Below are 12,885 nucleotides of genomic sequence, written 5' to 3' on the forward strand. Positions count from 1 at the left end.
TCTCTCTGAACACGTGGTCAGGGAGGCGGTTCATGGTTTCAATGCTGGCCTGGCTACCACGCAAGTGACATCCATGAAGGGGTTTTATAAGCCTGATCAATGGCTAGCAGAAACAAGTCAAGATCCGATTGCGGGATGCGTCAATTAGTTGACCGACCGGCGGCATCAGGTTTCGTGCGAAAACAGGTTCAGGTGCCTGCTTGAGGGCGGCGTGATAACCAGAACGTCAGCGCCAGGGCGATGATCGACAGCAAAGAGGCATAAAAGAAAATCCAGCCATAGCCCTGACCCAGAGCAATGAAGCCCATTACGGGGCCGGCAATCGCCAGTGCCAGGTCGAAGAACACCGCATAGGCGCTCAAGCCTGCGCCACGACTGGTGGTGGGGACTTGCTTGATGGCCTCCACACCCAATGCCGGATACACCAGCGACAGCCCCAGGCCGGTAAGGCCCGCGCCTGCCAGGGCAAAGCCGGTGTTGGGAGAAAGCCACAGCATGACCAGCCCGACGGTTTCCACCGCCATGCACAGCATCGCCGCAGTGAAGCCCCCCAAACGATTGATGGCACCGATAAAGAGCAGCCGCGCAAGGATGAAGCACACCCCGAACACGCTCAGGCACCAGGCAGCACCTTCCCAACCACGACTGATATAGAACAGGGTGATAAACGTCGTCAGGGTGCCGTAGCCGATGGAAGAGAGTGTCAGCCCAAGGCCATAGGGCGCGATACGCCCGAACACCGACCAGTAGGGCAGGCGCTCGCCGGCAATCACTGGCACCGATGGCTTCTTGCGGATCATCAGCAATGCCAGGGCCGCCATGGTGATCAAGGCAATGCCCAGGCTGTTGAATCCTGTGTGATCGATCACTACGACCCCGACTGGCGCGCCGATGGCAATGGCGCCATAGGACGCGATGCCATTCCAGGAGATCGAGCGCGCCGTATGTTCTGCGCCGACCTTGCCAATGCACCAACTGATGGTGCCGACCCCGATCATGCCCTGGGAGACGCCGAGAAACAGACGCGCCACGATCAGAATCCACAGGCTGGCCAGCGGGATGCTTTCCAGCAGCGTGGCGACCAGCGTCAGGACACCACTGATCGCTATCCCGCACAGGCCAAGAACGATGGCGCGTTTGCTGCCCATATTGTCCGTCACCCGGCCTGCAAAAGGGCGGCTGAGCAGGGTGGCCAGGTATTGAGAGCCGATGGTCAATCCGGCGACCACGGCGCTGAAGCCGAGCTGGTCATGCACATAGCCGGGCAGCACGGCAATCGGCAGACCGATGCACAGGAAGGCGATGAAGGTATAGAAAACGATGGAAACGATCTGCAGCGTGATCGTCATGGAGCTGGGCTGCGCTGAGGGTTGTTGACTTGAGGCGGCAGGCATCGGACTCGTTCGCTGGCAGGCGGTTGGAATGCAGTCATCATGGCCCGGTAACGGCACAAATGAAAGCTTGCTAACAATCCGGTGGGGCGTATTGCTGTTATTCGTGACTAGTCATAGGATGACTGACCACAAACACAATAACAAAAGGTGCGGCATGAAAAGAAATCTCCTGTTGGCGGCTGCGGTTTCCTGCTCGTTCGGTCTGTCTGCTCACGCAGCGACTTTCGCCTACATCTCCAGTCCTGCGGACGGGCTCATTTCCCAGTACCGGCTTGACGCGAAAAGCGGAGCACTGAGCCTGATCGAGCAGACCAATGCGGGCGATCAGGTCAATCCCATGGCACTCTCTGCGGATGGCAAGACACTGTTTGCCGCCTTGCGTGCCAAGCCTTATCAGGTTGTCAGCTTTGGCGTCGAGCCGGGAACGGGGCACCTCAAGCAGATATCTCAGGGGCCGCTGGCCGAGAGCCTGGCTTACCTGTCCACTGACCGCAGCGGTCGATTCCTGATGGGGGCCTCCTATGGCGGCGACTTGCTGAGTGTCCAGCCCATCGATGCCCAGCAGCGCCCAAGCGACAGCATTCAGACCTACAAGACCGGCTTGCATGCGCATTCGGTACGCACAGACCCGAGCAACCGCTTCGTGTATGCCGGTAACCTGGGCGTCGATCACGTCCTGCAATACCGCCTGGAAAAGGACGGCACACTTGCGCCGATAGGGACGGGCTACGTCACCGTTGCAGACAAGACCGGTCCACGCCATCTGGCTTTCTCGCCGGACGGCAAATTCCTGTATGTAGTGGGAGAAATGAGCGGCACCGTGACCGGCTTTGCGATCGATGACAAAACCGGTGCGCTGACCCAGGTGACTCAGGCTGCCGGTATCCCGGAGCGCCTGAAACTTGCCCATGGCGAGGTGCGCGACGCCCGCAACAACGACCTCAAGGACGACCCGACTCCGCGCATCTGGGCGGCCGATATCCGCATGGCGCCGGATGGCAAGCTGCTGTTTATCAGCGAGCGTACATCCAGCAGCGTATCGACTTTCAAGGTCGAGCCTTCGAGCGGCAAGCTGACCTATCTTGAGAACTACGCGGTTCAGGAGAAGCAGCCACGCAATATCGCAGTCTCACCCGACGGACACTGGCTGCTGGTGACGGGAGAGAAGAGCGAGGTGGTGGGCAGTTATTCGATTGGCGCAGAGGGCGCCTTGAAGCGGGTCAGCGAAGCACCGTCGGGTAAAGGTGCGCTGTGGATCGAGATGCTGGAGCAGCCTGGCACGTAATACCCGGTTCACGAATGAATCCGCTTCAAGGAGCGGACTCATTCGCGGCAGGCGTTTTAGATCACTACACCCTGGCTGCGCAGGTAGTCATCGTAGGTGCCGCTGAAGTCGATCACGCCGCTCGGGCTGAGTTCGATGATGCGGGTGGCCAGCGAGGATACGAACTCCCGGTCATGGCTGACGAAAATCAGCGTCCCCGGATAGTTTTCCAGCGCCAGGTTCAGGGCCTCGATGGATTCCATGTCCAGGTGGTTGGTCGGTTCGTCCATCACCAGCACGTTCGGCTTCTGCAGGATCAGCTTGCCGAACAGCATACGGCCTTGCTCACCACCGGAAATGACCTTGACCGACTTGAGGATCTCGTCGTTGGAGAACAGCATGCGGCCCAGGGTGCCACGAACCAGCTGTTCGCCGCCCTGGGTCCACTGGCCCATCCAGTCGAACAGGGTGCTGTCGTCTTCGAAGTCGTGGGCGTGGTCCTGAGCGTAATAGCCGATTTCTGCGGATTCGGTCCACTTGATCGAACCGGCATCCGGCGTCAGGTCGTTGACCAGAGTACGCAGCAAGGTGGTCTTGCCGATACCGTTCGGGCCGATGATCGCCACGCGCTCGCCGGCTTCGACCGTGAAGCTGAAATCCTTGAACAGAATATTGCCATCGAACCCTTTGGCCATGTGCTCGACCACAACGGCCTGACGGTGCAGCTTCTTGGTCTGCTCGAAGCGAATGAACGGGCTGACACGGCTGGAAGGCTTGACCTCGGCTAGCTGGATCTTGTCGATCTGCTTGGCGCGGGAAGTGGCCTGCTTGGCTTTCGAGGCGTTGGCCGAGAAGCGGCTGACGAACGACTGCAGCTCGGAAATCTGTGCTTTCTTCTTGGCGTTGTCGGCCAGCAACTGCTCGCGGGACTGGGTCGCCACGGTCATGTACTCGTCGTAGTTGCCCGGGAACAGACGCAGTTCGCCGTAATCCAGGTCAGCCATGTGGGTGCACACGCTGTTCAGGAAGTGACGGTCGTGAGAGATGATGATCATCAGGCTGTTACGCTGGGTCAGAACGTTTTCCAGCCAGCGGATAGTGTTGATGTCCAGGTGGTTGGTCGGTTCGTCGAGCAACAGCACTTCAGGATCGGAAAACAGCGCCTGAGCCAGCAGGACGCGCAGTTTCCAGCCCGGCGAAACTTCGCTCATCGGGCCATTGTGCTGCTCGATGCCGATCCCCAGGCCCAGCAACAGCTCGCCGGCACGGGACTCGGCGGTGTAGCCGTCCATTTCCGCGAACTCGGTTTCCAGCTCGGCAACGGCCATGCCGTCGTCTTCGGTCATTTCCGGCAGCGAGTAGATACGGTCGCGCTCGGCCTTGACCTTCCACAGCTCTTCGTGACCCATGATCACGGTGTCGAGAACGGTGAATTCCTCGTAGGCGAACTGATCCTGGCGCAATTTACCCAGGCGCACGTTCGGTTCCAGCATGACCTGGCCACCCGAAGGCTCCAGGTCACCGCCCAGAATCTTCATGAACGTGGATTTGCCGCAGCCGTTGGCGCCGATCAGGCCGTAACGGTTACCGGCACCAAACTTGACCGAGACATTCTCGAACAAGGGTTTGGGGCCGAACTGCATGGTTATATTCGCGGTGGAGATCAATTGCCTTACCTATCAATAACTTGGGAAATGCCGATGTGAGCCGTACCCAATAGGGCGGCTCGCTCCAGTCGGAGCTTGAGTGGTTCCAGCGAGGCATACGTCGATAGCAACCAGCCTGTCAGAGACGGGTTGCCGGAATATGAATGCGGGGTTCATGCCAGACTTTGGCGCGCATTGTCGCATAGGTGGGGCGGTAGTTGTACGGTGGCGGGTAATGAATGCGTGGCTTTCTGCTGCCGACGTCTGCATGAATGCAGGTTAAAGACTATTCAGTGATGGCACTTTGATTTTTTTGAGCATCGCTTCTGACGGGTTTTCGCTTAGAATTTTCCCGACCGATATTCGGTCAGGCCAATGACGGCGAAAAGGAGTGGTTATAGCGATGGGTTTTCGGATAGCGGCAATGGTAGTTGCACTGGGTTTGCTGACGGGCTGTGCAATGGGGCGCTCGGAAGTCGATGTGAAGTTTGCTCCCCTCGATACCGCTCAGAAAACGACGACGTCCAATGGCAAGAAGGTTCTGATCAGTGCCGTTGATGAACGTGTTTTCAAAATCAATCCGCGCAGTGCTGATATCCCGTCATTGAAAGATGATGAAATCACTGACAAATCCATCACTGAGCGTGCTGTTGGCCGCAAGCGTAATGGTTATGGAATGGCGATGGGCGATGTAGTGCTTCCCTCTGGTCGCACGGTGTCCCAATTGGTGAGCCAGGCCGTCTCTGATGCCTACAGGAATGCAGGTTATGAGGTCGTGACTGACAAGAGTGCCAAGGAGGCCACTGCTGTAAACGTTCATATCGTGGAGTTCTGGTCATGGTTCTCCCCTGGGTTTCTATCGATTGCGGTCAACAACAAATCTCACCTGAGAATCGAAACTGCAGGTGCTCCGGACATGAATGTAGTCACTCGCAAGAGCGAAAACATGCAGGCTGCGACCGAATCCGACTGGAAAGAAATCACTGAATCCGGTCTCAAGGAAATTGCCCTTGAGACGAAAAAGCAGCTCTAGGTATCTCTGATACTTGAGGGGGCAGCAGGGTCGTTATGGAGCCGATGTCTGTCGAGCCACAGATGAGCTGCCTTCCCGCACACGCCGCATTGATCTATTAAGGTGTGCCTTTGAATAGCGCGTACCGATCATCGGGAGCCAAAGTCGCCCTGATCTGTATCAATGGCGAATTCCGTCTTGCAGCCTACGCTTTTTGCCATAAGGGCTGGATACCCTTTCCAGCTCTTTGCATTCAGGAGTAGTCCAATGTCGAGCAAGCCACCGCTCTTTAACGATGAAATCCAGGCATGGGATCTGTATGCCTCTGCCGCGCTCAGTGCCACGATTGTGAAAGCCGAGTCTGCCGAACAGGCGGTCGAGGCTGCGGCCGATCTGGCGGACAGCCTTCTCAAGGAGCGGGCAAAGCGTATCAAGGCTGCGAAGGAGCATCTTTTTCAGCATTGAGGCCTTTCGGGCCTGATCCTGTTTTTACTAACTGTCGGGAGCGGTCTTGCTCTTCATGTAGCCGTTCTTTTGCAATCTCACCGCCCTTGTTCTTCAGGCTGGGGCGGTGAACTGCAAGCCTTCCATCAATCTCGCTGTTCAACCGCTAAACGTAAAATCGTTGGTCTGATTCCGGATCAGCCAGCAGTTTGTTGTACACGCTCATGAACTCACGGTCCTGCCGTTCGCGCTCATAAAGACGGTCAATTTCATTGGCCAGATTCCGCCCTAGTGCAATCACATTTCTGATCCAGTTCTGTTTCACGAGCTGGTTTATGTGTTTGTCCAGGTCTTTCAGGATAGGGCCCACATCTATCCATTCGAGCTGGTAATGGGCAGGAATGCAAAAACTGCCGTTCGTTTGTGATAGACGCAAATCGAGGAGTTCCGCATTGAGGTTTCCATCGTTATCAATGGCACCTCTCAGGTAGCTGGCTGAGGCGTCGTGCGATTGCATTATGTTCTGAATGATTGAAGATCGCTGGCGAGCCAGGAACTCTTCAAGGTCATCTAGTCCATGCGTGTGAGCAAGCGCCTGAATGATTTCAATAAGCTCTTTTTCCGTTTCGTCAGCATGCCTCGGTGATGCTTCCAGTACCGTCAAAAACGCCTCGCAAGCAGGAATGTTTGCACTGATCGCCGAGGATATTTCCAGAAGGTCGTAGGTGTTGTTACATTTGATGTTCTCCAGGTCCTTGTCGCCGTAAACTTCCTCCAGAAGTGCTGACATCCTTTGGTCAGGCAAGTGCTCACGGGCGATGTCGTGGATGGCACGGCAAACGTCTGCCGGGGACTGACGGCTGCCCTCTACATCTACCAGTTCCAGCGGGCTATCGAGAAGTTCGCGCAGTCGTTGGCCTGCGATCATGTTCTCGATTGTGCTATTTACGGTACTGGCGCGTTTGAGTGTTCTCACAACCTCTGAAGGTAGAGAGTCCTTTTTTACCTGAGTGCACAATGCTTGGTCGTCCAGCACTCGCGCGCACAAATCGTCGATCCATTCAGAGTCTGCCGGGTCTACTTTTATCAGCGCTTCATGGTTTCGATTGAAATGGGTCTTCCAATCGAAACGGATGCCGGAAAACCAGGGTTCTGCTCCACGGGTGACGTTTTGTGAGCCAAGCCATGCAACGCCGTCATGAGCAAGCAATTTGATGTGGCATGCCGCGTGTAGGTATAGCTGGGTATCCTCGCGAAGATTCTCCGTAATTTTTTTCAGGGCTTCCTGAAGAGCGTTATCGGCAGCCTTATCAATGTTAGCCAAGCCAATGATGAGCCGCGGTGAGGTGCCAATGGCTCGAGCCAGATAGGTGCTGTTCAAGTATCGAAAAAGCGAATCCAGGTTCGATGCATCTGCATAAGTAATGATTGTCAAATCCCTGACTGATTCGGGTGTCGACGGATTGAACGCACGCTCTCCGTAGTGGCGATGAAAAAGGGTTGCTGTAATCGTGGCGAGCGGCTTCATGGTTTAGCCTTCCTGGCGAAAGAGTCCTGAAGTTTACAGGCGCCTGAGGCGCAGGACGAGTCATCCAGTAGTCAAAGCCAGACAAGGCCTGTTTTCGGTTTGTGCTGACTGTTTGCCCATGAGCCCGAACAGAACTGATATCGTCATATCTACCCTTTGTGAGTCAAGAACTCGAAATGTTGCGAATACTCGGCAAGGCATCGTCAATCAACGTCAGAAAAGTGCTGTGGGCATGCGCCGAAACAGACCGGTCTTTTGAAAGGGAAGACTGGGGAAGCGGTTTTCGGGCCACGGATACGCCCGAGTTCATGGCCTTGAACCCCAATGCCATGGTGCCCGTGATTCTGGAAGACGACTTTGTCTTGTGGGAATCCAACACCATCATTCGCTATCTGGCGTCTGTTCACCCGGATGAAGGTTTCTACCCGTCCCAGCCCAGAGCCAGGGCCCGCATAGATCAATGGATAGACTGGCAGGCAACGGACCTCAACAAGTCCTGGACCTATGCGTTCATGTCGCTGGTCAGGCGCTCGGCCGAGTTTCAGGATCGAGATGCGTTAAAGGCGTCCAGCAGCAGTTGGGCCCGGCATATGCAGATACTGGATCGACAGCTTGAGCTGACTGGCGCTTATGTGGCCGGCGAGTCGTTTACCCTTGCCGATATCCCGGTTGGCCTCTCGGTCAATCGATGGTTTGAAACCCCGCTGGACCATCCCGAGTTTCCCGCAGTCGCTGCTTACTATGAGCGTCTGAGCGAGCGCCCCGGTTATTTGCTGTATGGCAGAAACGGAACTCCGTGACCGGATATTCACCGAACCCCTTCGTAAACAGGAGTCGAAGTCGTGACCACCCTAAAAATAACCGCTGGCGGATATGAGTTCCTGGCCGAGGCCAATCCCGATGCGCCGCATACCGTTGCGGCCTTCTTGAAGTTGCTGCCTTACCGGCAGAAGTTCATTCATGTGCGCTGGAGCGGAGAGGGGTGCTGGGTGCCGCTGGACGATTACCAGCTCATGCTCGGTGACAAACCCATTGGTTTCGAGAATGCGACCAGCCATCCTTCGGTGGGTGACATCCTGTTTTATCCGGGCGGTTACAGTGAAACCGAGATCATTCTGGCTTACGGATCCTGCTGTTTTGCCAGCAAGATGGGGCAACTCGCGGGCAATCACTTCCTGACCATCGTTGAAGGCAAGGAAAACCTGCGCAAACTGGGCGTCAAGACCTTGTGGGAAGGTGCCCAGGATGTGGTTTTCGAGTTGGCCTAAGGCTGACCACTGCGCCGCGGTGCTAGAATCGGCTTTTTTCGACGAAGGCATGTCATGAAATTTCCGGTTTCTATCATCGCGGTCACTCTGTTGCTGGCTGGATGCGCGGCTCCCTCTGACTCGGCCCGTTCGGCCGGGCCGACCAAAGTCCTGTCAAGCAGCAAACAGGATGCGGCCGTGGCTCAGTGCATCCAGGTGTCCTGGCAGAACGAAGCCATGTTCGGCACGTCCTCCGATGTATTCCTGCACAAGCTTTCCGGTGGCGGTTTTACGGTTTTCACTACCGAGGCCAAGTATTTCGCCGATGTGCGCAGCAAGGGGCCGACCACCGATATCGAATTCTATGCGCCTGCAGGTGACAGCCACTCCGCGCTGAGGGCTGCGGCAATTGCTACGTGTTTGTGAGAGGGCAAGCTGCAAGCTTGAAGCTTGCACGTGTGAGCGGCTTGAAACTTGCTTGAAGCTTGAAACTTGCAGCTTGTAACTTCCAGCCCCCGGAGCCCCCATGCCTATCCCTGTCCCCGATAAAGGCTTTGCCGAGCCGAGTCAACGCTTGTTGTGTGATGTAAGTCTGCCGGCTCTGGTGATTCACAATCAGGCGCTGGAGCACAATATTCGCTGGATGCAGGGCTTTGTCACTGACAGCGGTGCGGAGCTGGCGCCTCATGGCAAGACCAGCATGGTGCCGGCCTTGTTTCGTCGTCAACTGGAGGAGGGTGCCTGGGGCATGACCCTGGCCACTGCGGTGCAGACCCGCGCCGCTTTTGCCCACGGGGTGCGTCGCGTATTGATGGCCAATCAGTTGGTAGGTGCGCCCAACATGGCGATCATCGCCGAGATGCTGGCCGATTCGTTGTTCGATTTTCATTGCATGGTCGATCACCCGGATAACGCCGTGGCGCTGGGTGAGTTCTTTGCCGCACGCGGGCTGCGACTGAATGTCATGATCGAATACGGCGTGCCCGGCGGGCGCTGCGGTTGTCGTACCGAGCAGGAAGTGCTGGCGCTGGCAGAGGTGATCAACGCCCAGCCGGCTTTGGCCCTGACCGGTATCGAAGGCTACGAAGGCGTGATTCATGGCGATCGGGCCATTGAAGAGATCAGGGCTTTTGCCGCGTCACTGGTGCGGCTGGCCGTCGAGTTGCAGGACAGGCAAGCCTTTGCCCTGGATCGTCCCATCGTGACCGCTTCCGGGTCGGCCTGGTATGACCTGATTGCCGAAGCCTTCGATGCTCAGGCTGTGCGCCAGCGGTTTCTCAGCGTCCTGCGTCCCGGCTGCTATTTGGTGCATGACCACGGCATCTACAAGGCTGCGCAGTGCAGCGTGCTGGATCGCCGCGCCGACTTGAGCGAAGGGCTGCGCCCGGCCATGGAAGTCTGGGCTCATGTGCAATCCTTGCCTGAGCCGGGTTTTGCAGTGGTCGCCCTGGGTAAGCGCGATATCGCCTGCGACGCTGGTTTGCCTACACCGCTGCTGCGTTACAAGGCCGGTGATTTGTCCAGCAAGGGCGATGATGTCAGCGCCTGCCAGGTCACAGCCTTGATGGATCAACATGCGTTCATGACCATCGCGCCGGGCTGTGAGCTGAAAATCGGCGATATCATTTCCTTCGGTTCTTCTCATCCGTGCCTGACCTTCGACAAGTGGCGCTCCGGGTGCCTGATTGATGAGGACCTGAACGTCATCGAAAGCTTCGATACATATTTTTAATGGCGCGATCAACTGTGCAGCATGCAGTTGATCGCCTAAGACCCTGAAACGAAAGCATTTCGCTGGAGCTTGTGGGCGAATCCGGCGACCATAGGCGTCCGACGATTCTCACTCTGGAGCCTGCGTGCCTGACGATCTGCCTTCTGCTCTTCCTCCTGATCTGGATATCGAACTCAATCCGCCCGAGCGCCTGCCGCTGTTCAAGCGCCTGTTGTCACGCCTGATGGGGCGTGGTCTGACGGGGCTTGGCGCGCAGCACAGGCCTTCGTGGTTTCAGGGGCATGCCGACGGGTTTCTGAGTGGGCATATCGAGGGCGTGAACGAGGGCTACGCCGAAGGTCGACTGGATGGGTTGGAGCAAGGGCGTAATGTCCTTTTGATTCGCGATACCCGTCCCAGTGAACATCGCGGACCGAAAGTCGATGATCATCTGTTCGATGACTGGCGTCTGGGTCTGACCCCAGAACTGAAAAAGCGTATCAAGGCTGATGTGGCGCAAAAGCTGCCGCCCCATGCCCAGCCCACCCCGGCGCAGTGGAAAATGATTTTCAGCGATACGCCTTCCACCTACGTGATTGCGGGTGCTGGGGCGGGCAAGTCCACATCGCTGGTGCTGCGGGTGTTGTTGCTTCACCACTACCTGGGGTTCGAGCTGGAAGCCATGACCGTGGTGACGTTCACCCGCGAGTCGCGCAAGGACTTCATCGGCAAGCTGATCGAGATAATGGCTTTGTGGGGGCATACCCTGAGCCACAAGCAGGCCCGGGATCTGGTTCGCACCTTCCACTCGCGAATCCTGCCTCTGGTTCGCAGCCTGCCGGGCTTCGAGCAACTGCGCGCTTTCGAGAATCTGGGCAATACGTCGGCCTCTGGGGATGAGGCTGACAGTAACCCGTTCGATCTGCGCATCAACGACGCCCAGCGTCAGCAATTGAACCTGTGCTATCGCGACCTCTATGCCAGCAGCGAACGCTTTCGCGAGGTGATTGCGCCGCTGTACCGCCATGCGCTGCAACTCAAGGAACTGGATCGCGATCATCCGGATGTGCAAAAGCGCATCACCGTGACCGAGCTGTCGTCCAAGCGCGATGAAGAACTGTGCGACATCATCGAAGACCTGTGGATACGGGCAAAGGCCTGGCCTGTAAAAGGCATTGAGCCCATGCGCCAGACCATTGAAATCAATGGCTTTGCCTTTCACGTTCACGGCTATATCGCCGAGCTGGATGCCTGGGTTGTGCTGGGGCTCGACTCCAGCGAAGACCAGCAGATGAAACGCCCCGGCGCCAAGCTTCCGGTCTGGGCCGAATGGGTCATCAAACGCACACTGTTTCAAGCTTTCTGCCGCAAACCGTTGATCTGGTTCGAGAACTACGAAGCGGCTGGCAAGGTGCTGCAGTCCCTGGCCGGATCGGCCGTAGCGGGGCCGGGGTTCGATTACCGGGTCAAGGGTGAGCTGGGCGCTGCACCGCTGCTGGATTGTTTTGTCATGGCTGCCAGCTTTATCGAGAACCTTGGCCTCGATGTGCCCTCTGCCGTGGCTGAAATGAGTTTTGCCAGCAATGACCCTGACCGGTTTTTCTTCGAGGGTTTGAGCCTGTTCTGGAAGGCCCTTGAGAACCATCTGCTGGATCAGAAGCCACCGATCATGACCTACAACCGGATGTTCGCCCTGTTTGGCGAAACATCACCGGAAAACCTGCGCCAGGTCAGCGATGAAGTGCTCAGGCCTCTGGCACACCTGATGATCGATGAGTTCCAGGATGTCTCACCGCAGATCGTGTCCTGGATAAGGGCCAGCCTGCAGGAAATCCGACGCCGTGGCCCGGCCATGCACACCGGTCGCGTGGCCCGGCATTCATCGTTGCTGTGTGTGGGTGATGACTGGCAGTCCATCTATGGCTGGCGAGGCAGCTCGCCACACTACTTCATGGAGTTTCCCAAGGAGTTCTCATCGCCCGCGACCACCAAGGTCATGCTCAGCGATAACTTTCGCAGCCATCAGCACATTATCGATGCCGCCGAGCATATCGTGCGCGCTGCTCCTGCCATTGCGGGCAAGAAGGCCAAGGCCAGCGGCGCTGTTCAGGAACTGGTGCCGATAACGGTGCTGAACCGCGATGACAATGAGCTGGCCGAGCGTGTGGCCGAGCACTACAACGCCGGTGACTCGATCCTGCTGCTGTATCGAAAGAGCAGTGAGAAGGCCATGATTTCCGAGCAGTTGAAATCCCTGATCCATGCCGATGCGGCCATGGGGCCGCAGGCACGGCGAATCAGGATGCTGACCTATCACAGCTCAAAGGGACTGCAGGCCGATGCGGTATTCCTGCTAGGGGATTGTCAGCACTCGACGCTGTCGCCCTACAAGAATCAGGTCTATCGCCTGGCCGGTCTTGGTGATGCCGCAGATTCGCAGTCGTTCGACAGTGCCCAGCAGGACGAAGTCCTGCGTCTGGCCTATGTGGCCATCACTCGTGCGGTACGCCATTGCTACTGGTACATCGATGAAAGCTCTGCGGGGAACGACCCTATCAAGGTGCCCAAGGCATCGGACAGGGTTGCCCAGGACAAGCCTTTTTTCAAAGACCTGCGCAAGAATCGATGAATGAGTGGGT

Annotated in this window: 11 protein-coding genes; 8 read left to right on the forward strand and 3 right to left on the reverse strand. The window is 57.1% G+C overall.

Annotation, left to right across the window (positions count from 1 at the left end):
• Positions 1–188 precede the first annotated feature (188 nt).
• Complete coding sequence (locus tag KGD89_RS12430; RefSeq protein ID WP_038399853.1) at positions 189–1,394, reverse strand: MFS transporter; 1,206 nt, start codon at positions 1,392–1,394, stop codon at positions 189–191.
• Between the two features lie 154 nt (positions 1,395–1,548).
• On the opposite strand from KGD89_RS12430, the gene KGD89_RS12435 reads away from it, so the two are divergent.
• Positions 1,549–2,679 (forward strand): lactonase family protein, encoded by a 1,131-nt coding sequence (locus KGD89_RS12435; protein WP_025260105.1) that lies wholly within the window; start codon positions 1,549–1,551, stop codon positions 2,677–2,679.
• A gap of 56 nt (positions 2,680–2,735) precedes the next feature.
• Here the strand turns inward: KGD89_RS12435 and KGD89_RS12440 are convergent, their stop codons facing one another.
• Entirely contained in the window at positions 2,736–4,325 is a 1,590-nt protein-coding gene (locus KGD89_RS12440; protein ID WP_025260106.1) for an ABC-F family ATPase, read from the reverse strand.
• A gap of 403 nt (positions 4,326–4,728) precedes the next feature.
• On the opposite strand from KGD89_RS12440, the gene KGD89_RS12445 reads away from it, so the two are divergent.
• Complete coding sequence (locus KGD89_RS12445; RefSeq protein ID WP_236249440.1) at positions 4,729–5,337, forward strand: YajG family lipoprotein; 609 nt, start codon at positions 4,729–4,731, stop codon at positions 5,335–5,337.
• A 246-nt stretch (positions 5,338–5,583) separates the two neighbouring features.
• Positions 5,584–5,781, forward strand: coding sequence for a hypothetical protein (locus KGD89_RS12450; RefSeq protein WP_025260108.1), 198 nt, complete (start codon positions 5,584–5,586; stop codon positions 5,779–5,781).
• Positions 5,782–5,926: 145 nt separating this feature from the next.
• Here the strand turns inward: KGD89_RS12450 and KGD89_RS12455 are convergent, their stop codons facing one another.
• A complete protein-coding gene (locus tag KGD89_RS12455) occupies positions 5,927–7,288 on the reverse strand; it encodes a hypothetical protein (RefSeq protein ID WP_025260109.1) in 1,362 nt (453 codons plus the stop codon).
• Positions 7,289–7,464: 176 nt separating this feature from the next.
• Here KGD89_RS12455 and KGD89_RS12460 point away from each other — a divergent pair, with 176 nt between their 5' ends.
• The 5 genes from KGD89_RS12460 (at position 7,465) to KGD89_RS12480 (ending at position 12,875) form a co-directional block, all read left to right on the forward strand.
• Positions 7,465–8,088 (forward strand): glutathione S-transferase family protein, encoded by a 624-nt coding sequence (locus KGD89_RS12460; protein WP_025260110.1) that lies wholly within the window; start codon positions 7,465–7,467, stop codon positions 8,086–8,088.
• 42 nt (positions 8,089–8,130) lie between these two features.
• Positions 8,131–8,556, forward strand: a complete 426-nt coding sequence (locus KGD89_RS12465) for a DUF3830 family protein (RefSeq protein ID WP_025260111.1) — start codon at positions 8,131–8,133, stop codon at positions 8,554–8,556.
• A gap of 54 nt (positions 8,557–8,610) precedes the next feature.
• Positions 8,611–8,961, forward strand: coding sequence for a hypothetical protein (locus KGD89_RS26000; protein ID WP_025260112.1), 351 nt, complete (start codon positions 8,611–8,613; stop codon positions 8,959–8,961).
• 100 nt (positions 8,962–9,061) lie between these two features.
• Entirely contained in the window at positions 9,062–10,267 is a 1,206-nt protein-coding gene (locus KGD89_RS12475) for an amino acid deaminase (RefSeq protein ID WP_025260113.1), read from the forward strand.
• A 124-nt stretch (positions 10,268–10,391) separates the two neighbouring features.
• A complete protein-coding gene (locus KGD89_RS12480; protein WP_025260114.1) occupies positions 10,392–12,875 on the forward strand; it encodes a UvrD-helicase domain-containing protein in 2,484 nt (827 codons plus the stop codon).
• The last annotated feature ends 10 nt before the right edge of the window (positions 12,876–12,885 follow it).

The sequence above is a fragment of the Pseudomonas cichorii genome (assembly GCF_018343775.1).
GTDB classification, from domain to species: Bacteria; Pseudomonadota; Gammaproteobacteria; order Pseudomonadales; family Pseudomonadaceae; genus Aquipseudomonas; species Aquipseudomonas cichorii.